The sequence below is a fragment of the Oribacterium sp. Sow4_G1_1 genome, assembly GCF_052116105.1.
GTDB lineage: Bacteria > Bacillota > Clostridia > Lachnospirales > Lachnospiraceae > Oribacterium.
In genome coordinates, this window is record NZ_JBQKLS010000002.1 from 49019 (window position 1) to 73554 (window position 24536).

At 50.3% G+C, this 24536-nt stretch carries 22 protein-coding genes; 21 read left to right on the forward strand and 1 reads right to left on the reverse strand.

The features are described 5' to 3' along the window. Nucleotides 1-37: 37 nt before the first annotated feature. The 14 genes from ACTQ52_RS01685 (at nucleotide 38) to fsa (ending at nucleotide 14772) form a co-directional block, all read left to right on the forward strand. Nucleotides 38-1999 (forward strand): fructose-1,6-bisphosphatase, encoded by a 1962-nt coding sequence (locus tag ACTQ52_RS01685; RefSeq protein WP_441981592.1) that lies wholly within the window; start codon nucleotides 38-40, stop codon nucleotides 1997-1999. A 99-nt stretch (nucleotides 2000-2098) separates the two neighbouring features. Next, nucleotides 2099-3463 carry an MATE family efflux transporter gene (locus ACTQ52_RS01690; RefSeq protein ID WP_441981593.1) on the forward strand — a complete coding sequence of 455 codons (1365 nt, stop codon included), beginning with the start codon at nucleotides 2099-2101 and terminating at the stop codon, nucleotides 3461-3463. A gap of 372 nt (nucleotides 3464-3835) precedes the next feature. Beyond that, nucleotides 3836-4540, forward strand: coding sequence for a FadR/GntR family transcriptional regulator (locus ACTQ52_RS01695; protein WP_441226132.1), 705 nt, complete (start codon nucleotides 3836-3838; stop codon nucleotides 4538-4540). After that, nucleotides 4537-5880 (forward strand): ABC transporter substrate-binding protein, encoded by a 1344-nt coding sequence (locus tag ACTQ52_RS01700; RefSeq protein WP_441981594.1) that lies wholly within the window; start codon nucleotides 4537-4539, stop codon nucleotides 5878-5880. Before ACTQ52_RS01695 ends, ACTQ52_RS01700 begins: the two co-directional genes overlap by 4 nt. Before the next feature lie 122 nt (nucleotides 5881-6002). Then, nucleotides 6003-6875 (forward strand): carbohydrate ABC transporter permease, encoded by an 873-nt coding sequence (locus ACTQ52_RS01705; protein WP_441226130.1) that lies wholly within the window; start codon nucleotides 6003-6005, stop codon nucleotides 6873-6875. After that, nucleotides 6875-7708: a carbohydrate ABC transporter permease gene (locus tag ACTQ52_RS01710; RefSeq protein ID WP_441226129.1), complete on the forward strand. Its 834-nt coding sequence runs from the start codon at nucleotides 6875-6877 to the stop codon at nucleotides 7706-7708. The genes ACTQ52_RS01705 and ACTQ52_RS01710 overlap by 1 nt, the downstream gene beginning before the upstream one ends. Nucleotides 7709-7828: 120 nt before the next feature. Beyond that, nucleotides 7829-8629, forward strand: coding sequence for a transketolase (locus ACTQ52_RS01715; protein WP_441226128.1), 801 nt, complete (start codon nucleotides 7829-7831; stop codon nucleotides 8627-8629). A 5-nt stretch (nucleotides 8630-8634) separates the two neighbouring features. Continuing rightward, a complete protein-coding gene (locus tag ACTQ52_RS01720) occupies nucleotides 8635-9567 on the forward strand; it encodes a transketolase family protein (protein ID WP_441981595.1) in 933 nt (310 codons plus the stop codon). A gap of 111 nt (nucleotides 9568-9678) precedes the next feature. Then, nucleotides 9679-10080 carry a cupin gene (locus tag ACTQ52_RS01725; protein ID WP_441226126.1) on the forward strand — a complete coding sequence of 134 codons (402 nt, stop codon included), beginning with the start codon at nucleotides 9679-9681 and terminating at the stop codon, nucleotides 10078-10080. Nucleotides 10081-10307: 227 nt separating this feature from the next. Then, nucleotides 10308-11417 carry a TRAP transporter substrate-binding protein gene (locus ACTQ52_RS01730; RefSeq protein WP_441226125.1) on the forward strand — a complete coding sequence of 370 codons (1110 nt, stop codon included), beginning with the start codon at nucleotides 10308-10310 and terminating at the stop codon, nucleotides 11415-11417. Between the two features lie 163 nt (nucleotides 11418-11580). After that, the gene (locus ACTQ52_RS01735; protein WP_441981729.1) at nucleotides 11581-11997 is read left to right on the forward strand and encodes a TRAP transporter small permease; all 417 of its coding nucleotides are present in this window, start codon (nucleotides 11581-11583) and stop codon (nucleotides 11995-11997) included. Next, a complete protein-coding gene (locus ACTQ52_RS01740) occupies nucleotides 11997-13265 on the forward strand; it encodes a TRAP transporter large permease (protein WP_441226123.1) in 1269 nt (422 codons plus the stop codon). Before ACTQ52_RS01735 ends, ACTQ52_RS01740 begins: the two co-directional genes overlap by 1 nt. Nucleotides 13266-13280: 15 nt before the next feature. Next, on the forward strand, nucleotides 13281-13958 hold the full coding sequence (locus ACTQ52_RS01745) for a FadR/GntR family transcriptional regulator (protein WP_441226122.1): 678 nt from the start codon (nucleotides 13281-13283) through the stop codon (nucleotides 13956-13958). A gap of 151 nt (nucleotides 13959-14109) precedes the next feature. Next, complete coding sequence (fsa, locus tag ACTQ52_RS01750; RefSeq protein ID WP_441226121.1) at nucleotides 14110-14772, forward strand: fructose-6-phosphate aldolase; 663 nt, start codon at nucleotides 14110-14112, stop codon at nucleotides 14770-14772. Between the two features lie 52 nt (nucleotides 14773-14824). Here the strand turns inward: fsa and ACTQ52_RS01755 are convergent, their stop codons facing one another. Continuing rightward, nucleotides 14825-16057 carry a 6-phosphofructokinase gene (locus tag ACTQ52_RS01755; RefSeq protein ID WP_441981596.1) on the reverse strand — a complete coding sequence of 411 codons (1233 nt, stop codon included), beginning with the start codon at nucleotides 16055-16057 and terminating at the stop codon, nucleotides 14825-14827. Between the two features lie 480 nt (nucleotides 16058-16537). Between ACTQ52_RS01755 and ACTQ52_RS01760 the strand changes: the two genes are divergently transcribed. The 7 genes from ACTQ52_RS01760 (at nucleotide 16538) to ACTQ52_RS01790 (ending at nucleotide 24533) form a co-directional block, all read left to right on the forward strand. Beyond that, entirely contained in the window at nucleotides 16538-18112 is a 1575-nt protein-coding gene (locus tag ACTQ52_RS01760) for a glycoside hydrolase family 28 protein (RefSeq protein ID WP_441981597.1), read from the forward strand. Nucleotides 18113-18187: 75 nt separating this feature from the next. Then, nucleotides 18188-19561 (forward strand): ABC transporter substrate-binding protein, encoded by a 1374-nt coding sequence (locus ACTQ52_RS01765; protein WP_441981598.1) that lies wholly within the window; start codon nucleotides 18188-18190, stop codon nucleotides 19559-19561. Between the two features lie 182 nt (nucleotides 19562-19743). Beyond that, complete coding sequence (locus ACTQ52_RS01770; RefSeq protein ID WP_441981730.1) at nucleotides 19744-20634, forward strand: carbohydrate ABC transporter permease; 891 nt, start codon at nucleotides 19744-19746, stop codon at nucleotides 20632-20634. A 2-nt stretch (nucleotides 20635-20636) separates the two neighbouring features. Beyond that, entirely contained in the window at nucleotides 20637-21494 is an 858-nt protein-coding gene (locus tag ACTQ52_RS01775; protein ID WP_441981599.1) for a carbohydrate ABC transporter permease, read from the forward strand. Between the two features lie 3 nt (nucleotides 21495-21497). Next, on the forward strand, nucleotides 21498-22664 hold the full coding sequence (locus tag ACTQ52_RS01780) for a glycoside hydrolase family 88/105 protein (protein WP_441981600.1): 1167 nt from the start codon (nucleotides 21498-21500) through the stop codon (nucleotides 22662-22664). A gap of 55 nt (nucleotides 22665-22719) precedes the next feature. After that, a complete protein-coding gene (locus ACTQ52_RS01785) occupies nucleotides 22720-23679 on the forward strand; it encodes a helix-turn-helix domain-containing protein (RefSeq protein WP_441981601.1) in 960 nt (319 codons plus the stop codon). Continuing rightward, nucleotides 23676-24533 carry a sugar phosphate isomerase/epimerase family protein gene (locus ACTQ52_RS01790; RefSeq protein ID WP_410042491.1) on the forward strand — a complete coding sequence of 286 codons (858 nt, stop codon included), beginning with the start codon at nucleotides 23676-23678 and terminating at the stop codon, nucleotides 24531-24533. Before ACTQ52_RS01785 ends, ACTQ52_RS01790 begins: the two co-directional genes overlap by 4 nt. The last annotated feature ends 3 nt before the right edge of the window (nucleotides 24534-24536 follow it).

Genomic DNA, 24536 nt, shown 5'->3' on the forward strand with positions numbered 1-24536 from the left:
GAAGGGGTATCTGCGATTTTTTTACAAGGGAAGTATTATGCGTGATCTTGATTATTTGAAGCTGCTCGCGAAGCAGTTTCCGACTGCAACGGCTGCAGGTGCGGAGATTATCAACCTGCGTGCGATCTGTGCACTCCCGAAGGGTACAGAGTATTTCTTTTCAGACCTGCATGGTGAAAGTGACGCCTTCATCTACCTGATGCGGTCGGCCTCCGGAATCGTTCGTGATAAGATCGATGAAACCTTCGGAAATCTGCTGCCGGAGGAGGAACAGCTGGAGCTTGCGAACCTGATCTACTATCCGAGAGACATTCTTTCGAATCCGGCACACAAGGCGAAGGATACACCGGAGTGGCAGCGCATCACGATCAATCGTCTCGTGAATATCTGCCGCTGCGTCAGCTCCAAGTACACCCGCTCGAAGGTGCGTAAGAAGATGCCACAGCAGTATGCCTACGCGATCGATGAGCTCCTGCACCTCGACAGTCATGATGAGGATAAGCGGGGCTATCTCCGCGGCATCATGGATGCCATCATCGACATCGACATGGGCGATGATTTCATCGTGGCCCTGTCGGAGCTGATCCAGAACCTCGTCGTCGATAATCTCCATATCATCGGCGATGTCTTCGACCGAGGCCCGCATGCGGACCAGATCATGGAGGAGCTGATGAGCTTCCATGATGTGGATATCGAGTGGGGAAATCATGATGCCGAGTGGATGGGGGCCGCCTGTGGTAATCCGGCCTGCATCGCAAGCGTTCTCCGCATCGCCACCTCCTATAACTCCTTCGATGTGCTCGAGGATGGCTATGGCATCAATCTGCGCCCGCTTTCGATGTATGCGGAGGAGGTGTATGGTGATGATCCATGTGACTGCTTTCAGCCGCATCTCCTGGATACCAATGTCTCTGACTCGGTAGATCCTCGCCTCGCCGCGAAGATGTGCAAGGCCATCAGTATCATCCTGTTTAAGGAGGAGGGGGCACTGATCCGCCGCCATCCGGAGTATAAGCTCGACCACCGTATGCTCCTCGATAAGATCGATTATGAAAAGGGCACGGTGACCATCGATGGAGAGAGCTATCCGCTCCGGGATACGAATTTCCCGACCATCGACCCGAAGGATCCGTATAAGATGACAGAGAAGGAAAAGGAGCTGATGAACACCCTGGTGTACAGCTTCACCCACTCGCAGCTGCTGCAGAAGCACATCCGTTTCTTCTTTACGAATGGCGCGATGTATAAGGTGGTCAATAACAACATCCTTTACCATGGCTGTATCCCGATGAATATGGACGGCTCCTTCCTGCAGCTCGAGACGGCGAAGGGCAGTGTCGGCGGAAAGGCCCTCATGGATTACTTCTATGAGCGGGCGATCGATGCCTATTTCCTGAATGGAGAAAATGACCCGAAGGGTAAGATCTATGCAACGGATCTTTTCTGGTACATGTGGTGTGGACCATGCTCACCACTCTTCGGAAAGGATAAGATGACGACCTTCGAGCACTGCTTCATCGAGGATCCGGATACACATGTGGAGAAGTTTAACATCTACTATGAATTCTCGAAGGAGGAGCGCTATGTCGACCGGATCTTCGCGGAATTCGGTGTGGATCCGGAGAGGGGCCATGTGGTCAATGGCCATGTGCCGGTGAAAACGAAGCGTGGCGAGTCTCCGATCAAGGCAAACGGCAAGCTCTTCGTCATCGATGGCGGTATCTCGAAGGCCTACCATTCCCGCACCGGCATCGCCGGCTATACGCTCATCTTCAACTCCCGCCATCTGGCACTGGCAGAGCATAAGGGCTTCCGAAAGGGATCCGAGAATACGCCGGAGATTCAGATCGTGGAGCAGATGAAGCACCGCATCCATGTCGGTGAAACCGATAATGGACAGGAGCTGCAGCGTCAGATCGCCGACCTCGAGGAGCTGCTCACAGCGTATCGCAACGGTGATATCCGTGAAAAGGGCGAAATTGTGCAAAAGAGACGTTGATTCAAAAAAAGAATGGTGCTATAAAAAACGGGATCAAATTACAGATCTCGTTTTTTGATGATTTCATCAAGAACGCTGACAGAAAAGAAGAGGAAACAAGTGGATACAAAAAAGACAATCAGGGATATGACATCAGGGAGTCCGATGCGTTTAATTCTCGGCTTTGCCGTGCCGATGCTTCTAGGCATTCTTTTCCAGCAGCTTTATAGCATGGTGGATACCGTAATGGTCGGACGCTTTCTCGGCGCGGATGCACTTGCGGCAGTGGGATCTACCGGTGCCATCAATTTTATGGTGAACGGTTTCGTCATCGGTGCGACAGCAGGATTCGCGATTCCGGTCGCTCAGCGATTCGGTGCGCGTGATTTTGATGGGATGCGGCAGTATGTCGGAAATATCGTATGGCTGACGATATTGTTTTCCGCGGTGATGACGGCGTGCATGAGCGTGCTCGCACATCAGGTGCTGGTATGGATGCATACACCGGATGAAATTCTGGAACAGGCGTATAGTTACATCGTTATTATATTTATGGGGCTTTCGGCGACCTACCTCTATAATATTACGGCTTCCATCGCGCGATCTCTGGGAGATTCGAAATCGCCGGTATATTTCCTGATGATTTCGTCTGTACTGAATATTATTCTTGATTACGTAACGATTCGAAGTTTAGGAATGGGCGTGCGCGGCCCGGCGCTGGCGACGATTATCAGTCAGCTGGTCTCCGGCGTTCTCTGCTTCTTTTATATGGTAAGACGATTCGACATTCTGAAATTGAAACAGGATGACTTGCGTATGCGGGCAGAATGTGTTCAGCGCTTACTGTGGATGGCGATTCCGATGGGACTTCAGTATTCAATCACAAGTATCGGAAACATCATCCTGCAGACGGCGGTCAATACACTGGGTGTTATTTCGGTTGCAGCAGTCACGGCAGGTGATCGTATCATCGTTTTATTTGCATGCGTCTTTGATTCTCTGGGCGGTACAATGGCAACCTATCAGGGGCAGAATCGAGGTGCGCTTAAATACGACCGTCTGAAAGCAGGCGCAGCATCGGCGATGAAGATTGGCGCCGTGTATTCTGTGATTGCGGTGGCTGTTCTTGCGACGATTGGCTGGAAATTACCACTTCTGTTTGTAACCAATGGAAATGCAGAGGTTGTGGCCGGTGCACATCAATATCTGATGACGCAGGTGCTGTTTTTTATTCCGCTTTGTGCGGTAAATGTATTTCGCTTTTCTATTCAAGGCATGGGATTTTCCGGTATTGCGATTATCGCGGGCATATGTGAGATGTTCGGCAGAGGGCTGGCTGGATTTCTGGGCGTTCGTTATTTCGGATATACAGCAGCCTGTCTGGCGGCACCGCTTGCATGGCTGTTTGCCGATGCCTTTTTGATTCCCTGCTTCTACCGCTGCGTGCGTAAACTGGGAAAAGAAGAAACAAATTCGATGTCATGACGTAAAAATTCTAATTACATTTTTGCTGTCTAAAAAGATGAAAATAATTTTCATAAAATACAAATTTTCGACAAGTTATCAGAGTGGATGTGTGAATTTAAACGATGTGATATTCGTTTGAAACACGGAAATCGGACATGCTGGTGTGGCTTTCACTGGAAAAACGCGGAAGCCACTTTTTTTGTATAATCAAGTCTATTAAAAGGTCATACAAATATATAACATAAACTTCATGATAGCCAACAAAAAACACTAAAGACTGTGAAAAAAACGATAAAAATAAGTAATAATGCATAAAAACTGTTTTACAAAAGTCGGACAAGGTGTTATCATAATGACATACAAATTAGAACGGCTTGGAGAGGAAAAGATATGCAGGATGTAATAATGAACCCTCAGGATTCTGTTCTCCATATGTCTGTTGCGCAGCAGTTGAAAGCAGTGATTATCAAGCGCAAGATGCAACCGGGTGATAAGCTTCCGACGGAAAAAGAGCTTATGAAAGAATTTGGCATTTCACGTTCGACTTTACGTGAAGCTATGAAAATTCTGAAGGCGGAAAATGTTATTGTTTCCCGTCAGGGTTCCGGAACGTTTATCAGCCAGGAAACAGGCATCGGAGAAGACCCATTGGGACTTCATTTTACAAATCAGGACAAACTTCTTTACAATCTTCTGGAAACAAGGATGATGATTGAACCGCAGATTGCAGAGCTTGCAACGCACAGGGCGACAGAATCGGACATTCAAAAACTGAAGACGATTGTGGATGCCATGTATGCGTCGGATTCCAATGACTCTTATACGGAGGAAATGGATATACGTTTTCATACTGCAATTGCAGAGTGTACCCATAATGATGTGCTGACAAGAGTGGTTCCGATCATCAACGAATCTATCCGGCGGGGACATGTGGAAACCCATGATGACACGGCCAGCTTCTATAGAGCGAAACGAAGTCATCTCGGCATCTACAGAGCCATCGCAGAACGGGATTATATGGAAGCGAAGTTTCTGGTGGAACGCCATATCTGGGAAACTCTGAACGACATTAAATCCAAGGAGGACAAATCATGAAAAAAAGACTTCTGGCAAAGAAAGTGACCGCAATTGCTGCGACGACGGCTATGGCTGTAAGCATGCTTGCGGGTTGTGGATCATCGAAGACAGAGACGACGGCAGCCGCAACACAGGCAGCAGCTGAGACGAAGGTGGCAGAGACCGAGGCTGCGAAGGAAGAAAGCGCAGAGCCGGTGACCATCAAGTTTCAGTACTGGGCAGATAATACAGACTATTCTGCATTGATGCAGGACATCATCAAAAAGTTTAACGATGAAAACGGTAAGGGCATTACGGTTGTCGGTGAAGAGCAGCCATGGGATGGCGGCGCGTATGCGGAAAACCTGTTCAATGCAAAGATGGGTGGATCCGATGTCGATGTTTCTACCTGGAAGCTGACTTCCACACCGCTTTTTGCAAACAATGATCTCCTTCTGGATCTCACACCGTATGTCGATGCGATGGATACCAAGGCGGATATCGATGACAATATCTACAGCGTTATGAGAGAAGCTGGCGGTGACGACACAAAGATGTTCGTTATGCCATGGAACATCCAGGTGCTGTATGTTTACTATAGACCATCTATTTTTGAGAAGGCCGGAATTACTGATGTTCCGAAGACTTATGAAGAGTTCCTTGAGGATGTGAAGAAGTGCACACTGGATACGGATGGTGATGGCAAGACCGATGTATATGGCTTCGGTATGAGAGGCGCCAAGGGTGGTCAGGAGCCATGGGGTTCCTTCATTTATGGCGAGGGTGGTTCCTTCGAAGATCTTACTTCTGCAGAATCTGTAAAGGGTATGCAGGATTTCATCGATCTTTATCAGAATGGATATGTTCCGTCTACAGCAACATCGGATGGATTTAATGAGATTATCGCAAACTTCCAGTCCGGCCTTACGGCGATGACCATTCATCACACTGGTTCTTCTGCGAAGATGGAAGAGATTTTCGGTGATGATGTATCTGCATTTGCTTTCCCGGCAGGTAAGGGCCAGTGGACATCCATGGGCGATACCGAGACCGTTATCTTCAGTTCCTGCAAGAATCCGGATGCTGCCTTTGAGTGGTGTAAGTATCTCGCAACCGGTGAAGGTCAGAAGATGTGGTGCGAGGGTACAGGTAATGTTCCTGTTTCTAAGACCGTAGCACAGGGTGACTACTTCCAGAGCAACCGTTTCATGAAGGCATCGATTGAAGGAGAGGGTTATGCCGGTATCCTTCCGATTCGTGATACGACAACGGAGTGGATCAGTAATCTCTGGCCGAATACCGTTTCACAGGCTCTGACAGGTGCCATTTCTGCAGAGGATGCCATGAAGACGCTCCAGAGTGGCCTTTGGGAGAATTAATACTTCTGCATGTTCTTTTGACCTCGTTTGTTACTTATATATGTAGACTTGTAAATTACGGATTTGTGAGAATGCATTTGCATTCTCACAAATCATGTAAAGATAAATAGGAGAAGATGGACATGAGTAAAAAACGTTCAATATGGCCATATTTGCTGGTCGCACCGGCAACACTGATCATCCTTTGCATTGTGTTTGTGCCGGTTATAAACGCCATTATGATGAGCTTTCAGAGCTATGATCTCAGAAGACCGAAGCAGATTGCGTTTATCGGGCTGGCAAACTACATTCAGGCATTCGGTGATCCACAGTTCCTGAATGCGGTCATCCGTACGATTATCTGGGTCGTATTCGGTGTTGGATTACAGTTTCTGTTTGGATTCATGTTGGCACTTATATTGAACTCGCACTTCAGCGGACGTGGAGTTGTCAGAGCAATCAGTATGGTTCCTTGGGTGACTCCAGGTGTGTTGATCGGCCTCATGTGGCGGTGGATTTATGATGGAAACTCCGGCGTGCTGAATGATATTCTTATGAAGCTGCATTTGACCGACGGAAAAATTGCTTTCCTGAGTCAGACAACGACGGCATTTCCGTCTGTTATCGTGACCATCATCTGGCAGGGAATTCCGTTCTTCGCACTGATGCTTCTCGCGGCGCTGCAGGGCGTTTCGACGGATATGTATGAGGCTGCGGAAATCGATGGCGCAACGAAGTCGCAGAAGCTGTTCTATATTACGATTCCGTCGATTAAAAATACGATTTTTATTACCGGTCTTCTTCGTATCATCTGGGTGGCGAATTCTGTTGATGTCATCTTTAATATGACGGAGGGTGGTCCGGCGTACAGCACGCAGACATTGTCTGTATATATCTATAATAAGGCCAATGCTTTGAACCTGGGGTATGCATCCGCCATGGCGATCAGTCTCGCCATCATGCTTCTGGTGGTCGTCATCCCGTATCTGAAATCAAGCTTTAAGGAGGAGAAGTGATGAAATGTGAATCGATGAGTATCCGCATCCTCCGGACCGTGCTTCTGGCGCTTATGCTCTTGTTCCTGCTCTTTCCGTTTTACTGGACGTTCCTTACATCGATCAAACCGGAAAATGAGCTATATGGAAAGGTTGTGACGTACTGGACAGTACATCCGACCTTTGAAGCATATAAAAAGCTGTTTACCAGTACGGTAGATTTCCTGTCTGCGATGAAAAACAGTCTTCTGGTTGCGGCATGTACTACATTGCTGACACTGGTTGTGGCGACGATGGCAGCGTATGCGTTTTCGAGATACGATTTTGTGGGACGAAAGGTGCTGATGAGTATCTTCCTGTGCAACAACATGTTCCCGACCGTACTGCTTCTGATTCCACTGTACTCTATCATGCGAAAGCTTCAGCTTCTGTTTACACCGGTATCGCTGATCCTTTCCTATACCACCTTTACGATTCCATTCTCTGTATGGCTTCTGATCGGATTTATCAACGATCTGCCGGCTTCGCTGGAGGAAGCAGCGATGGTGGATGGATGTAACCGTGGGCAGGCATTTATGAAAATTATCTTCCCGTTACTTCGACCGAGTATCATTGCGACCGGCGTATATATCTTCATGCAGTCCTGGAATGAGTATACTTTTGCGATGATGTTTACGAATACATCAAGCAGAACGATTCCGGTGGCACTGAAGTCGCTGATCGGTCAGCTGGGTGTTCAGTGGGATCTGCTGACGGCGGGAGGTATCCTTACGATCATTCCGGTATGTATCATGTTCTTCTTCGCACAGAAGAGGCTGGTAGAAGGATTGACTGCGGGTGCTGTAAAGGGATAATATCCTACAATTTGTAAAATTATAATAATGAATCTGGGAAAACACATTGATTGTCATACATTTCATAAGTACAATATAATCATGTCGTAGAAGGACGGCTGATAAAAAGGAGGAATTTTTATGGATTACGAGAAGAAGGCGAAAGAAATCCGCGCAGAAATTTTAAAAATGCTGTATGCGTGTCAGTCAGGACATCCGGGCGGATCTCTTTCATGTGTTGAGATGCTGATGGCTCTCTATTATGACACGATGAAGAATCTGGATCCGAAGAATCCGAAGAATGAAGACCGAGATCGTTTTGTATTAAGTAAGGGTCATGCCTGCCCGACACTCTATGCGATTCTTGCAGACCTTGGCTACTTCCCGAAGGAGGATCTCGCAAATCTTCGTAAGCTTCACTGCCATCTTCAGGGTCATCCGGACTGCAAGAAGACACCGGGCGTGGACGTGAATACCGGCTCTCTCGGTCAGGGTGCATCGATTTCAATCGGCCTTGCACTGGGTGCGAAGCTGAAGAAGGCAAGCTGGCAGACCTATACGGTTCTCGGTGATGGTGAGTGCCAGGAGGGTCTTGTATGGGAAGCTGCGATGTCTGCCGCACACTACAAGCTTGATAATCTGACCTGGATGCTCGACTTCAACCATCTTCAGATCGATGGTTCAAACGACCAGGTTATGAGCCTCGGCGATGTGAATGCGAAGTTCCGTGCATTTGGCTGGGAAGTATATGATGTAGATGGTCATGATATCAAGGCGATCGATGAGGCACTTGCTGCTCCGCATAACGGAAAGCCGAAGTTTATCTGCTGCCATACCATCAAGGGCAAGGGTGTTGATTTCATGGAGGATCAGTTCCAGTGGCACGGAAGTCCGATGAATCAGGAACAGTTTGAGAAGGCACTTGCACAGCAGGAGGTTTGAGAATTATGGGAAAGTCATTAAGAGTCGCATTTGGCGAGACACTGGCACAGTTAGGTGCTGAAAATGATAAGATCGTCGCACTGGATGCCGATCTTGCAAATGCAACACAGTCAAAGTTCTTCAGAGATGCATTCCCTGAGAGATTCTTCGATATGGGTATCGCAGAGGCGAACATGGTAGATACAGCAGCCGGACTTGCACATGATGGATTTATTCCGTTCGTATCCACCTTCGCTTTATTCGGTACCGGTCGTGCGTATGAGCAGATTCGTAACTCGGTTGCATACGAGAACCTGAATGTGAAGTTCGCTTTATCTCACTCTGGACTCTCTGTAGGTGAGGATGGTGGTTCACACCAGTCTGTAGAGGATATCGCACTTATGAGAGTAATGCCGAACATGAACGTTATCGTGCCGGCAGATCCGAAGGAGACAGAAAAGGCGATTCGAGCAGCGGTTGAGATCGATGGACCGGTATATGTGCGTGTCGGAAGACCGGTGGTAGAGGATGTTCCAGAGCTGGATGACAAGCCATTCGAGTTCGGTAAGGCAACGATCGTGAAGGATGGTAGCGATGCTGCGATCATCGCCTGCGGTCTTATGCTGACGAGAGCACTGGAAGCTGCGAAGCAGCTCGAGGCAGAGGGCATCAGCACTGCCGTTATCAATATGCATACCATCAAGCCGATCGATGCTGATACAATTCTGAAGTATAACGATAAGGTCAAGGCGATGGTGACGATGGAAGAGCATTCTATCATCGGTGGACTCGGTTCTGCAGTGGCAGAGGTTCTGGCTGGCCATGCAGGCGCAAAGTTCAGTCGCATCGGAATCAATGATGTATTTGGTCAGTCCGGTACACCGGATAGCCTCTTCGAGGAGTATGGTTTAACTGCAGAGCATGCAGTTACAGATATTAAGAATCTGCTTTCTAAGTAAGACCACAATAAATTCCTGTACCTGTGCTGTCTGTCATAGGACAGCGCGGGATTTCCTGAAGCCGTGAGCGACTTCATATCAGATGACTTCTATAAAAGGAGAATAAGAACGATGGATATTCAGAATTTTGAATTCACAGGCGAAGGTATGCACCGCGTATACGAGAATGAAAAGTGGTGTGTAGGTATTAAGAACTGGAAGCCGGCCAATGATGTGACGGGCATCAGCAATCTCGAACGTCATAATACGACGGATGAGATGTTTGTGCTGGTGGAGGGTCACTGTACACTGATTCAGGCCGATGAGCAGGCTGACGGAAGTCTGAAGTTTAAGCCAGTCTATATGGAGAAGGGTAAGCTTTATGTTATTCCTCGCTCTGAATGGCATAATACCATTACGGAGAAGGATACCAAGATGTTCCTGATTGAAGATTCGAACTGTTCCGGTGACAACAGTGATGTGCGCGATCTTACACCGGAGGAGATTAAGGAAGTACAGTCGCTTGCGAAATAACAGGCGATATATGCGTTTAGCGCTCTGAAATGGGCAGATTTCATTCGAATGAAATCTGCTCATTTTTTGTAAGACAGCATTTGTGCAAATAAAACAAAATAATATTTAAAAAATCTACACAAATAGTGTTGAATTACTATAAATTGTATGTTAATTTATAACCAGCAAAGATAATTGTCATACACTTTTGGCGAAAGTAATGGCAGAATTCATGGAGGAATGTAACTATGAAAAAAAGAGCACTTTCACTGGTTCTCGCAACTGCGATGGTAGCATCATTAGCAGCTTGCGGAAACTCTGCTAAGCCGGCAGAGACCACGGCAGCCGCGAAGGCGGAGGAGACCACGGCAGCAGCAGAGAAGGCAGAGGGAGAGACAGAAGCTGCAGCATCTGATCTGGATGCACTGGATCCTGTAACCCTTACCATTTATTCACCTGGAAATGAGAACTCTGTTCCGACCAAGACCATCATCGAGTATGCGGACCTCGTAAAGGAAGCTTCGGATGGAAAGATCACCCTGGAGGTTCATCACTCCAACGAGTTAGGTAATGACTCAGAGGCACTTGCTTCTACACGTCTTGGCACCATCGACATCATCTTTGCAGGAACATCCGGTTATACCGAGTTCTACGATAAGGCAAAGCTTCTCGACCTTCCGTTCCTTTTCAAAGATGCAGATCAGGCTTATGAAGCAACCAACGGTGAAGTTGGTGAGCAGATTTTCGCAAATCTTGAGGATGCAGGCCTGGTATTCCTGTCCGAGGGTGATAATGGTATGCGCCAGATCTCTACCACAGAAGCTGGTGGCCCGGTTCATGAGGCTGCGGATGTTGAAGGTCTGAAGATCCGTGTACCGACCAGCCAGATCTACCTCGATGTATGGCAGACACTGGGTGCAAACCCTGTAGCACTCGCTCTTCCGGAGCTTGCAATCGCACTTTCAAACGGTACTGCTGAAGGTCAGGACAATGCAACCTACCATCTGGTAGCAAATGCAACCTATGACTCCATCAAGTACTTCAGCTTTATCAACTACATGTGGATGGGCTGCACGATGTCTGCAAACAAGGATAAGTGGGATTCTCTTCCTGAGCAGTATCAACAGATTCTGAAGGATCAGGCGAAGGCAGCTGCGAAGTATTCCTTCGATACCATCAAGGCTGATAACGAGACGGCAAGAAAGACCCTTGAGGACGCAGGTGTTCAGTTTGATGATAATCCTGACGTTCAGTCCTTCAAGGATAAGCTCGGCGGAACCGATTTCTATAAGAAGTATGAGAACGAGGCCTGGTACGATCAAAGCATTGTAGATGCATTAGTAGCGCTTAACCAGTAATGTAATTGCGCTTTCCACGAGCAGGGTGCAAGCGCACCCTGCTATTTAAATGGAATCGCGAGAAAAGGAGATTGATTTGACAGCATATCGTAAATTACTTGATCTTTTAAAGAAGCTATCATTGCTCATCGTACTTGTGTGCATTCTGAGCATCGTGACAATTATGCTGGCGGAGCTGATTACGCGAAATACGATCAACAGCTCATTCCGCTGGTCGACAGAGCTGAATGGCTTTTTGTTTATGTGGATGGCATTTATGGGATTAATCAGCTTGATTGATGAAGATCGAATGATCAATCTCGACATGGTATATTCTCGCGTTCCGAAGAGTGTACAGACGATTTTCTGGATTCTGATTCGTGTTGCCGTTATTTTCCTCGGTGTCATCATGGTTGTATCCTATAAGGATATGTATCCGATTCTGAAAACCAGTAAATACTCCACGATGCAGTGGCTCAGTAAGGCATGGTTATACCTTCCGAGTGCCGTTACCGGTGTATACTTCGTGCTGGTTTCGGTATATGGTATACTGAACCATTTCCTCGGTGAGAAGAAGGACAGTGAAGGAGGAAATGCATAATGGCTATATTTCTTATATTTTTCGTAGTGCTGTTACTGATTGGTGCGCCGATCAGTATCGCGATTGGTGCCGGTGCAACCGCAGGCTGCATCGCGCTTGGGTATCCGCTTCAGATCGTCGGACAGAAGATGGTAACGGGTGTGGATTCGTATCTTCTGATTGCGGTCCCGCTGTTTATCTTCGCCGGGAACCTTATGAATGAAGGAAAAATAACGACGAAGATCTTCGATTTCGCACAGTCGCTGGTTGGATGGATTCCGGGTGGCCTCGGTCATGCCAATATCGTCGCAAGTATCATTTTCGCAGGTATGTCGGGATCCGCGGCGGCAGATGCCGGTGGACTCGGTGTCATCGAGATGAAGGCGATGCGTGATAATGGTTATGATAATGCCTTCTCTGCTGCGGTTACGTCCGCATCCTCGGTTATCGGACCGATCTTCCCACCAAGTATTCCGCTTATCATCTATGGATCCGTTGCATCGGTATCTGTTGCGAAGCTCTTTATGGGTGGTGTGCTTCCTGGTCTTCTGATGGGGCTTGCACTGATGATTCTCGTATTCATCTTCGCTGTCAAGAGAGGATATGAGCGTACTCCGTTCCGTCTTAAGGTTTTATGGGAGAGCTTTAAGGGCTCGATTTTATCTCTGATTACACCACTGATCATCCTTGCCGGATTTACAACCGGATGGGTTACCCCGACCGAGGCTTCCTGTATCGCCGTAGTGTATTCCCTGGTGATTTCAGCATTTGTATATCGTTCTCTGGGCCTTAAGAAGTTCCTGGAGTGTGCAAAGGAATCCGCATTAGGTGCGGCCAATACACTGTTTATCATCGGAACATCCACGCTTTTTACCTATGTCATGGTTAAGGAAGGCATCTCGAAGGATATTGCAAACTTTATCCTCGGCATCAGCTCGAATCCGGCAATCATTCTTCTGATAATCAACATCATCCTTCTGGTACTTGGTATGTTTATGGAGCCAGGTGCGATTCTGACCCTGATGCTCCCGGTACTGGTACCGATCGCTCAGGCCATCGGACTGGACCTCGTTCATTTCGGTGTTGTGATGGTTCTGAACCTGATGATCGGTCAGGTTACACCACCGTTTGGTGTCTGCCTGTTCATTATCTCGGATCTTGCACGCGTGAAGCTCGAAATTCTCTATAAGAGCATCCTGCCGTTTATCATTCCGCTAATCGTAACCCTTCTTATGTGCACGTATATTCCGGGCATCGTTACATGGCTTCCGAATATGCTGATTAAGTAAGTTGAGAGGAAAAGAATGTCTCAAAAGATATCTGTAACAGAAAAAACAATCGAATATCTGAAAGAAAAAATTCTGCAACCGGAAACGAAAATCGGTGATAAGCTTGCGACAGAGCATGAAGTCTGTGAAACGCTGAATGTAGGCAGAGGCTCTGTTCGTGAGGCGTTTCGAAACCTGGAAGCGCAGGGATACATCGAAATCAAACCGGGACGTGGCGCGTTTGTGGTGCGAAAAACCGGAGATGATGAAGTATCTCTTAGCGAGTGGTTTGATCGAAACCGTCTGAAGCTGAATGATTACACAGAAGTGCGTGAAATCGTTGAGCCGAAGGCGGCCCGCCTTGCTGCAGAGCGTAGCACAGAAGCAGAGCTGGAACACCTGACGGCGATTCATACGCAGTTTGTGGCGGAGGTGCATGGAAAGGCAAGAGCGAAAGAACTTGCCCGTCTGGATGAACTTTTTCATCAGGAAATCATCAGTATGACGAAAAATGAAATGCTGATTTTTATCAATGATCGAATTCGAGAACGTCTGGTGCCGTTCCGTTTAAAAACGTTTCAGATTAGGCATAACATTGAAAATGCGATTCCTGCGCATGAGAAGATACTGAGCGCACTGCGAGAGCATGATATGGAAATCGCAGAAGTGTATATGCGGAGACACATTGATCTGATAACAGAAGATATGCTGTAGTCTGAGTGAAAAAACTGCAGTACGAGGCAGTAAAAGACAAAGTAAATATGCTGAAATGATTGTTTGTATAGCGCGAATTTATTAGGCTTTGCACTGAAAAAGAGGTACACTATATGCAGTTGTTCAGCCGATATTTTAGGAGGAAAAATATATGAGATTCTTTATTGATACGGCAAATGTAGATGAGATTCGTGAAGCGAATGATATGGGGATCATCGCAGGTGTCACCACCAACCCTTCCCTGATCGCAAAGGAAGGAAGAGATTACATGGAGACCCTGAAGGAGATCACAGAGATCGTCGATGGTCCGATTTCCGGTGAGGTGAAGGCCAGCACGACGGATGCTGAGGGCATGATCGCCGAGGGCCGTGAGATCGCGAAGATTCATAAGAATATGGTAGTGAAGATTCCGATGACCACCGAGGGACTGAAGGCCGTCAAGGTGCTTTCAGCGGAAGGCATCCACACGAATGTGACACTGGTCTTCTCGGCATCCCAGGCACTGCTTGCAGCCAGAGCCGGTGCGACCTATGTTTCCCCGTTCCTGGGCCGTCTCGATGATATCTCCACCGACGGTATCGCCCTGATCCAGGACATCGAGGATATCTTCCAGATGTACCCGGATATCGAGACCGAGGTGATCTGCGCCTCCGTACGTCATCCGATGCACGTCGTTGAGTGTGCGAAGACCGGTGCAGATATCGCCACCGTTCCGTTCAAGGTACTCATGCAGATGGTGAAGCATCCGCTCACCGACATCGGCATCGAGCGCTTCCGCAAAGACTACGAAGCCGTATTCGGAAAACAGAACTGATAAAAGAAAATGGGGCTGTCGCTCGAGCGACAGCCCCATTTTCTTTTAAGCGTTATTTATCAAAGACGACGTACTTCGGAATGCCGTTCTCGAACTTGCAGGAGCGCTCACCCTGCACGAGCGGACGCAGATACTCGAGCATTTCTTCGGTGACACCGTTGCCCTCGGAGGTGATCCAGCTGTCCGGGACCTTCTTCTCCCGATCCGCGATGTCGGCGATGTCCGCGGCACCGTAGGCTACACTGTACGGGTGATTCGACGTACGGGTCAGTGTCGACATCACGCCATTCTGTCCATCGACAGCGAGGCGGACAGCATTGCGACCAAGTTCGGTCGACTCCGTGATGTCGGTCTCGGAGAGGAGATGGCCTGCGCAGCGCTGCAGGAGATTCAGCTCGATGTAGCGCACTTTGCAGCCGATGTTTGAGCGGATCGCGTTCTCCAGCACCTTGCCGGCACCGGTCGCGATGGTATGACCGAAGGCATCCGTCGACTGGTCACGATCAGCATAATCGCAGATCATCTTTCCGCTTCGGTCACGGATACCCTCGCTGATAGCGACGATGACGTCCTTGCCGACCGCGAGCTCGCCCCGGAGATCAGAGATGAAGTCATTGAGATCGAACGGACGCTCCTCGAGATAGATGAGATACGGAACGTTGCTGTTTGCGCTCTCGGCGAGTGCGGCCGCTGCCGTTAGCCAGCCGGCATTCCGGCCCATCATCTCGACGACGATGACATACGGTGTGTCATATACCTCGAGCTCGCGCTCCAGCTCGGAGATGGAGGTTGCGATATACTTTGCGGCAGAACCGAAGCCAGGACAGTGATCGATACCGTAGAGGTCGTTATCGATGGTTTTCGGCGCACCGACCACGACGATGTCCGGAATATGATGCTCCTTAATATAATCGGAGAGCTTCCAGACGGTATCCATCGAGTCGTTTCCGCCGATATAGACGAAATAGCCGATCTCATGCTTCTGGAAGATGCGGATGAGCTCCTCGAACTCCGACGGGTCCTGTGCCGGATCCTTCAGCTTGAAGCGGCAGGAGCCGAGTGCGGCGGCAGGGGTCACGGCCAGGGTGGCGAGCATGTCCTCGATATGTTCGATGCCGCTCAGATCCAGGAACTGCTCACGCAGCACGCCCTGAATACCATAGCGTGCACCGAGCACATCGCTTACCTCCGGGTTTCGGATGGCGGCCTCGATGACGCCGGCCAGCGTGGCGTTGATGGCAGACGTCGGTCCACCGGACTGTGCGACTAAAAGCTTCTTTCCCATAGCTTCTCCTTCAAAACGGTGCATACCTGCAGATGATGCCCAGGCATGGCATACTATATATGATGATTCGGACGGGCCCCGGTACGCTGTACCGACGATGGATTTCCAGAGATATGCGTGATGCAGGCCCCGATTTGTCAGTATATCATACTTTTTCCTTCTTTACTGCAAAAGAGACGACCTTTTCAAGCGCATATTCGGCGGCAGCGCCATTTGTATAAATATCTTAGACATTGTCCTGTCTATTATAAGACTTTATCATGCTTGCTCAAACTTTCGGACATGAAAATTCATAAAAAAGCGCTTACAAATGGTGAATTCATGCCAGATGAGTGTCCGATCAGATAAGTATGGACAAAAAAGGTCCTTTTATATAAGCATTCTGTGATAGTTGCTCGTATACTTAAGCCAAGTTGCGAAACTTGTTGGTGATATTTCATAACGTTAAAGATTTGACTAGTTGATGACAGGAGAAAAGACATGAAATTCACGATCCAGGCGGTGTTTAAGCGGAGCGTCACTATCGAATGTGACAATCAGACGATCTGCTATGCACCGGAGGAGTACAGTGTGCTCCTCGATGGTGAGGAACGTGCGCGATCGACGCTGAACGTTCTCACGGTCGATGGTCTTCAGCCGGATAGCGATTATACCCTGAGCTTAAGGACAGAGGATGGAGAGGAGACACAGTCCTTCCATACGGAAGCCGAGTCGGTGCTGCTCGATGTCCGGAGCTTCGGTGCTCATGGCGACGGTGAGACCGATGACACGATTTACCTGCAGGCGGCGATCAGTGCCTGTCCGAAGGATGGAACCGTGTACGTGCCGGCAGGAACCTACCTGTCGAGGCCACTCTTCCTGAAGAGCTACATGAGCTTATGGATCGACGAGGGGGCCGTGCTGAAGGGCGATCCGGACCGGAATCACTATCCGCTGATGCCGGGTATGACGAAGACGACGGATGGAACGGGCGAGTATAATCTCGCGAGCTGGGAAGGAAACCCGGAGACCTCCTTCGCCTCCCTCATTTCGGCGATCGGTGCAGAGCACGTCGACATCGTCGGTCGGGGGCACATCGATGGTGGCGGTGCCGAGGGTGACTGGTGGCAGAATCCGAAGGTGATGCGAACCGCATGGCGTCCGAACACCATCTTCCTGAATCACTGCCGCCATGTACGTCTTCAGTCCATCACGGTGAAGAATTCCCCGAGCTGGACAGTCCATCCGTACTATACCGATCATATCGGCGTCTACAACATCACAATCTGGAACCCATCCGATTCACCGAATACAGACGGCTTCGATCCGGAGAGCTGTGATGATATCCTGATCCTCGGTACGAAGATTTCTGTCGGCGATGACTGTATCGCCCTGAAGTCCGGAAAGTACTATATGAGTCAGAACCATCATAAGATCTTGGATCACTTCACGATTCGGAACTCCTTCCTCGAAAGAGGACACGGCAGTGTGACGGTGGGCTCGGAAGCGGCCGGTGGCGTGATCAACGTCGAGGTGGCACAGTGCATCTTCGATGGGACGGACCGGGGACTTCGGATCAAGACCCGCCGCGGTCGCGGACCGGAAACACGGTATGATGGGGTATATTTCCACGACATCATCATGAAGGATGTGCACATGCCGTTCACCTTCAATATGTTCTACTTCTGCGATCCGGACGGTCACAGCGACTACGTACAGAACCAGAGCTTCCATCCGGTGGATGATAAGACCCCGACGATCGGAACGATCCGGGCCGAGAATATCACATGTACCGGCGCCGATGCCTGTATGCTGGTGGCGTATGGATTGCCGGAGCGCTACATCGAGAACATCGTTCTCAAGAACATAAAGGTCGACTTCCTCCCGAAATCGGAGAGAAAGCCGCGCCAGACCATCATGATGGATCACTTCCCGGAGATGAGCGGAAGAGCCATCTATGCGAGAAATGTAAAGCGTCTCACCCTCGAAAATGTCGAGATCACAGGCTCCGACGATACCGAGCCGGTGCTTCAGGACGTGCTGGATTATGACAGCGTCCATGTCTCGATCAACTGAGACCATAAAATCATCAACCTGGACCGAAAGGTCTTTATACAGAGGAGCTGCAGAGCGGCTCCCAAGGAGGTAAATATGAAAAAGTCATTCACAAAGGTACTTGCAGGTTCACTCGCCGCATCCATGGTGCTCGGACTTGCCGCATGTGGTTCTTCTGATTCCGGCTCCACCACACAGGCCGCCGCAGAGACCACAAAGGCTGCGGAGGCTGCAGCTGCGACGACGGCAGCTGCACAGGAGGCTTCCAGTGGCGATGCAACGCTTCGAATTTCATGGTGGGGCGGTGACTCCAGACATAACGCAACCCTTCAGATGCTCGACGAGTATATGGCAGCCAACCCTGGCGTAAAGATCGAGTCCGAGTACGGCGCATGGTCCGGCTGGCAGGATAAGATCGCAACCCAGATCGCCGGTAACTCTGAGCCGGATCTTTTCCAGATCAACTGGAACTGGCTGTGGCAGTTCAGCCCGGATGGAACCCGTTTCGTCGATATCAAGACCCTTCCGGACTTCGATCTTTCCCAGTATGATCCGGCGATCGTGGATATGATGACCATCGATGGTCATGTACTCGGTGTTCCGGTAGCTTCGACCGGCCGTGTATTCTACTACAACAAGGCGACCTATGAGAAGGCTGGCCTCGATGTTCCGAAGAGCTTCGCAGACCTCCTCGCAGCAGGTCCTGTCTTCAAGGAGAAGCTCGGTGATGATTACTATCCGATGGCATGCAGCACACTCGATCTGACCATCCTTCTCACCTACTACATGCAGGAGAAGTACAACAAGGCATGGGTAGAGGATGGAAAGCTGAACTACACTGTCGATGAGCTCGCTGATGGCTTCGATTTCCTGAAGAGCCTCGAGGAGAACCACGTGATCCCGACACAGGAGAAGCTGAAGGGTGATGGTGCCGATTCTTTCGATAAGAACCCGAACTACATCGATGGACACTACGCAGGTCTGATCGAGTGGGATTCCTCTGTAAAGAAGATGCAGAAGGCCCTCGATGAGAACCAGGAGCTCGTGATCGGTGAGTATCCGGCAGATTATGGCACACCGGCAACGGTTTACAAGGTTTCCATGGGCTTCGCGATTTCTCCGAACTCCCAGCATCAGGCAGAGGCTGCAAAGCTTCTTAACTATATGCTCAACGGTGATGGCGTGAAGACACTCGCTCTTGAGAGAGGTATTCCGGCTTCCAAGGCAGCACAGGAGACACTGAAGTCCGAGGGTATGCTCGAGGGTCTCGTATACGATGCAAACCAGCTGGCGACAGCCAATGCGCCGTTCAAGCTTTCTCCGTACTATGAGGATTCAGCACTCAAGGATGACGCAGAGGGCGCTTACCAGGAGATCATGAACAACATGTCCTATGACGATGAAGATTCGAAGGATCTCGCACAGGAGATGATCGATGCTGTCGATGAGGTTGAGGCTTCCAAGGCTTAATCGCATCCACTAAGTCAACGAATGAAACATGAAGAGGGGGTTCGGACCTTTCGAGATCCGGACCCTGCTCTTGTGAAAAGTTCAGCACGTACGATAGATCAGATACGGCTACCGACGAAGGTGCTGAATCGTAACCATTTCATAGCATTTATGGGGTAGACATTATGTCCAATTCAAAAGCAGTGAAGCCTTCGGGCAAGTTCTGGAAAGAGAACAGAGGACTCCTCTTCATCCTTCCATGGCTGATCGGATTCCTCGTATTCAAGGGATATCCATTCCTTTCGTCGCTGATCTACAGCTTCAGTGATGAATCACTCTTCGAGGGTATTTCCCGGTGGGGTGTATTTAACTACATAAAGATCTTTACCGACCGTAAGATCAAGGCCGGTTTTATGACCACCTTCAAGTATTCATTCATGACCGTACCGCTGAAGCTCGTCTTCGCACTGTTCATCGCCTACATCCTGAACTTCAAGATCAAGGGTGTAAAGATGTTCCGTACGGTTTACTATATTCCGTCCATCCTCGGTTCTTCCGTCGCCATCGCGGTTCTCTGGAAGGCCATCTTCAAGGATGACGGTATCGTCAACATGATCCTCGGCTTCTTCGGTATCGCCGGACCACACTGGCTATCCAACAAGACCGCGGCGCTGTTTATCATCTGTCTCTTACGTGTATGGCAGTTCGGTTCCACCATGGTCATCTTCCTGGCCGCCCTCAAGGGCGTATCCCCGGATCTCTATGAGGCCGCTTCCCTCGACGGTGCCGGTAAGTGGAGACAGTTCTTTACGATCACCGTACCGCTGATCACACCGGTTATCTTCTATAACCTCGTAACACAGCTCGTACAGGCATTCCAGGAGTTCAACGGACCGTACATCATCACCCAGGGAGGACCGCGTGGTGCCACCACCCTCGTATCCCTGCTGATCTACAACAACGCATTTAAGAAGTACGATATGGGTCTCGCCAGTGCACAGGCATGGGTACTCTTCATCATCCTGATGATCTTTACCGCCATCCTGCAGTACAGCCAGAAGCATTGGGTTTACTATTCAGATGAGGAGGCATAAGCATGACACTCGAGAGAAAAAGACAAATCATGACCGTCATCAAGTATGTCGTCCTGATTCTGGTGGGCGTCATCATGATCTATCCACTCGTATGGATGGTGGGTGCGTCCTTTAAGACAAACGCGGAGATTTTCTCCGGCATCGGCTTCATCCCGAAGCACCCGACCACACAGGGCTATATCGATGCGTTGAAAGGCTACGGCGGAGATATCAATATCTGGACCTCCATGCTGAACACCTATAAGATCGTCATCCCGAAGGTCATCCTGACCATCGTATCCTGCACCTTTACGGCATACGGCTTCGCACGTTTCAAGTTCAAGGGTCATGACTTCATGTTCATGCTTCTGATGGCGACCCTCTTCCTGCCGAACGTCGTACTGAACGTTCCGCAGTTCATCATGTACAACAAATGGGGCTGGGTAGATTCCCCGCTGTACCTTCCGCTGATCGTGCCGACGCTCTTCGCACAGGATACCTACTTCGTCTTCATGCTGATCCAGTTCCTCCGGAATATCCCGAAGGAGCTCGATGAGGCGGCGAAGATCGATGGCTGCTCCGCCCTCGGTACCCTCTGGCATGTCATCGTTCCGGTGCTGAAGCCGGCCATGACCTCTGCGGCACTGTTCCAGTTCATGTGGTCCACCAACGACTTCATGGGACCGCTGCTTTACGTTTCCACGCCGAAGCGCTATCCGGCCGCCATCTTCGTAAAGATGTCCATGGATGCAGATACCGGCTTCTCCTGGAACCGTATCCTCGCGCTGTCCCTGATCTCCATCATCCCGTCCCTCGTTGTCTTCTTCCTGGCACAGGATCAGTTCATCGATGGTGTCACCGCGGGTTCTGTAAAGGGGTAAGCAATGGATCAGAAACGACATCACCTTCAGGGTGATCGGGCAGCGACCGTACAGCTTCTCGACGAGTACATCGACTATCTCATGGCCCACTCGGATTCCGCGCATCCGGCCTGGAATCTCGAGATGATCCGAAGCTGGAAGAGCAACAAGTGGAACTATATCGACGGCTGCATGATCACCGGCATTCTCGAGCGCTATGAGATCACCGGCGAGGCACGTTTTCTTGACTTCGCGGACCGCTTCCTGAGCGGCTTCGTCGAGGAGGATGGCCGCATCCGTACCTATGATCCGGCGGAGTACTCGCTCGATAATGTGAACCCGGCCAAGAATCTTTTTACACTGTATGATCTCACCGGAAAAGAGAAGTACCGGAAGGCCCTCGAGCTCGTACGCTCTCAGCTCAGCACCATGCCACGGACCCCGGAGGGGAACTTCTGGCATAAGCTGATCTATCCGAACCAGGTCTGGCTCGACGGCATCTATATGGCCCTTCCGTTCTATATGGAGTACGAAAAGCGCTTCGACGCACAGAAGGACTGTGAGGATATCTGTCGTCAGATCGCCAATGTTGAGATCAGGATGCGGGACCCGAAAACCGGTCTCTACTATCATGGCTATGATGCCTCCCGGAAGATGTACTGGGCAGATCCGGACACCGGCTGCAGCCCGAACTTCTGGCTGCGTGCGGAGGGCTGGTTCATCCTGGGCCTCGTCGATGTACTGGAGATCATGAAGGATCTTCCGATGGGGGCCGAAAGCGTACATCTCCAGCACATGCTGCTGGACCTCGCGAAGGCACTCTCGAAGTATCAGGATCCGAGCGGCCTCTGGTATCAGCTGATCGCCCTTCCGGAGCTTGCGGGAAATTACCTCGAAACCTCCGGCACCGCGCTGATCAGTGCCGCACTGCTGAAGGCGGTACGCCTCGGCTTCCTGCCGGAAAGCTTCCGCGCGGTAGGTGAAAAGGCCTTCTATGGAATCGTCGATCATCGCCTGACGAAAAACGCAGATGGAACACCATGTGTGACGGGCATCTGCCTCGTCGGCGGGCTCGGAGGAGAGCAGCATCGCGATGGTTCCGCCGCCTACTATCTGTCCGAACCGGTGGTGCAGAATGATGCGAAGGGCGTCGGCCCGTTGCTTCTTGCCTACACCGAGATGCTACGATAAACTAAAGGGTGTGCATGGACTCCATGCATGCCCTTTTTGAAATCTGGAGGAAACCATGGCTGAGCACCGAGATGTCAATCTTCATAACTCGCGACTGGAGCTCGTGTTTGAAAAGCGAATTCCGGGTCTGCGCGTATCCGAGGCAGTGCGTCATCATCGCTTCATCATGCGGAGTCGGCATGTACACGAGACCATCGAGCTGCACTTCATCCTCGAGGGACAGCGACTCATGTTCGTAGACCGGGAGACCTACCGCCTGTCGCCGCACTCCGCCATCGTCGTCAATCATAATCTTATCCATAAGACCTCGACGGCACCGGGCTTTCCACCGGATCATCATAATTTTATCCTGCAGCTGGATCGTTCACGCTTCGATCAGATCCTGCGGGTCGCCGGGCTCCGGGGCTTCGACGATTTCGGTGACCGCTTTAACGGCGTCGCAACGTTCAACGACAGCGAGTGGCGGCTGATTCTTGCCGTGATATCCGAATTTAAAGCGATGTGTGAAGAGGATAAAATGGGCGCGGCTGTTTCCATGGAGGACGCCCACGCCTTTTTATATCTTCAGGCGCTCGAGCTGGCCAGCATCTTCGCGAAGGCGAGACGCCGGCAGCTCCATGCGGAGCTCGAGGCAAACCAGAAAGTCGTACCGGAAACCGTCGTGAAGACGGGTGTGCATCAGAAGGTACATGAGGTCGCACTCTATCTGCAGACCCATATTCACGAGAGCGTTTCGCTCGAGGAGCTGGCCCAGCGCTTCTTCATGAGCCGCTCCTATCTGACCCGGAGCTTCCGGAACGTCACCGGTTTCTCCGTCGTCGAGTATATGACCTACATCCGGATCCAGAAGGCGCAGCAGCTCCTCCGGGAGTCCGACCGTTCCATCACCGAAATCGCTGATCTTTGCGGTTTCGGAAACATCACGTATTTCGAAAAGGTATTTAAGACGACCACCGGCCATACGCCGGTACAGTATCGTAAAACCGTCGACACCAGTATAAAGGAGAAAAGATGATTCAGTTTGGTATGCGTGTACATGACATCTGTCCGAAGGGCAGTGTGTGCGAGGTGCTGGATGAGGTGCAGAAGCTGCACATCCACTATATTCACCTCGCGATGAATAAGAGCTTTTCCGATGTGGATACCTCCGTCGGCCATTTTAGTGCAGGCCTCGGCGATTATGTCGCTTCGGAGTTACGGAAGCGGGACCTCCATGTCTCCATCCTCGGCTGCTATATCAATCCAGCCCATCCGGATGAGGAGAAGCGGCTTCAGCAGGTACAGCGCTTCATCGAGCATATGAAGTATGCGAAGCTGATCGGCGCAGACATGGTGGGGACCGAAACCGGACGCGCCGATCCGGAGATGAAGGTCGTACCGGAAACCTATACCGAGGAAAACTACCTGCGTGTACTGGACAGCTTTAAGCGAATCCGCGATGCGGCGGAAAAGCTCGGCGTGATGGTCGGCGTTGAGAGCGTGTATAACCACACCTTACGCTCACCGGAGATGATGCGTCGCTTCCTCGATGACATCGATTCCGTAAACTTCGACGTCATCCTGGATGCGGTGAATCTCATCACCCCGGAGCTTGCGCACGACCCGACCGGTCAGAATGCCCTGATCCGTCAGGCCTTTACGCTCTATGGCGACCGCATCACGACCCTCCATCTGAAGGACTGTGTCTTCGAGGGCGAGGACCAGAAGTACCGTCATCCGGGCGAGGGTATCTTCTGTTATGAAGAGCTGATGCGGCAGGTAGCACAGTGGAAGCCGTACATCATCGGTACCCTCGAGAATTCTTCTCCAGACCGCTATGCAGCGGACTGCGCTTATCTCCAGGCCATGTACGAGAAGTACGCCATCTGACGC

Coding starts and splice junctions, on each gene's coding strand:
- ACTQ52_RS01685 (WP_441981592.1), top strand. CDS start 38: ATGCGTGATCTTGATTATTTGAAGCTGCTCGCGAAGCAGTTTCCGACT.
- ACTQ52_RS01695 (WP_441226132.1), top strand. CDS start 3,836: ATGCAGGATGTAATAATGAACCCTCAGGATTCTGTTCTCCATATGTCT.
- ACTQ52_RS01700 (WP_441981594.1), top strand. CDS start 4,537: ATGAAAAAAAGACTTCTGGCAAAGAAAGTGACCGCAATTGCTGCGACG.
- ACTQ52_RS01705 (WP_441226130.1), top strand. CDS start 6,003: ATGAGTAAAAAACGTTCAATATGGCCATATTTGCTGGTCGCACCGGCA.
- ACTQ52_RS01710 (WP_441226129.1), top strand. CDS start 6,875: ATGAAATGTGAATCGATGAGTATCCGCATCCTCCGGACCGTGCTTCTG.
- ACTQ52_RS01715 (WP_441226128.1), top strand. CDS start 7,829: ATGGATTACGAGAAGAAGGCGAAAGAAATCCGCGCAGAAATTTTAAAA.
- ACTQ52_RS01720 (WP_441981595.1), top strand. CDS start 8,635: ATGGGAAAGTCATTAAGAGTCGCATTTGGCGAGACACTGGCACAGTTA.
- ACTQ52_RS01725 (WP_441226126.1), top strand. CDS start 9,679: ATGGATATTCAGAATTTTGAATTCACAGGCGAAGGTATGCACCGCGTA.
- ACTQ52_RS01730 (WP_441226125.1), top strand. CDS start 10,308: ATGAAAAAAAGAGCACTTTCACTGGTTCTCGCAACTGCGATGGTAGCA.
- ACTQ52_RS01735 (WP_441981729.1), top strand. CDS start 11,581: ATGCTGGCGGAGCTGATTACGCGAAATACGATCAACAGCTCATTCCGC.
- ACTQ52_RS01740 (WP_441226123.1), top strand. CDS start 11,997: ATGGCTATATTTCTTATATTTTTCGTAGTGCTGTTACTGATTGGTGCG.
- ACTQ52_RS01745 (WP_441226122.1), top strand. CDS start 13,281: ATGTCTCAAAAGATATCTGTAACAGAAAAAACAATCGAATATCTGAAA.
- fsa (WP_441226121.1), top strand. CDS start 14,110: ATGAGATTCTTTATTGATACGGCAAATGTAGATGAGATTCGTGAAGCG.
- ACTQ52_RS01755 (WP_441981596.1), bottom strand. CDS start 16,057: ATGGGAAAGAAGCTTTTAGTCGCACAGTCCGGTGGACCGACGTCTGCC.
- ACTQ52_RS01760 (WP_441981597.1), top strand. CDS start 16,538: ATGAAATTCACGATCCAGGCGGTGTTTAAGCGGAGCGTCACTATCGAA.
- ACTQ52_RS01765 (WP_441981598.1), top strand. CDS start 18,188: ATGAAAAAGTCATTCACAAAGGTACTTGCAGGTTCACTCGCCGCATCC.
- ACTQ52_RS01775 (WP_441981599.1), top strand. CDS start 20,637: ATGACACTCGAGAGAAAAAGACAAATCATGACCGTCATCAAGTATGTC.
- ACTQ52_RS01780 (WP_441981600.1), top strand. CDS start 21,498: ATGGATCAGAAACGACATCACCTTCAGGGTGATCGGGCAGCGACCGTA.
- ACTQ52_RS01785 (WP_441981601.1), top strand. CDS start 22,720: ATGGCTGAGCACCGAGATGTCAATCTTCATAACTCGCGACTGGAGCTC.
- ACTQ52_RS01790 (WP_410042491.1), top strand. CDS start 23,676: ATGATTCAGTTTGGTATGCGTGTACATGACATCTGTCCGAAGGGCAGT.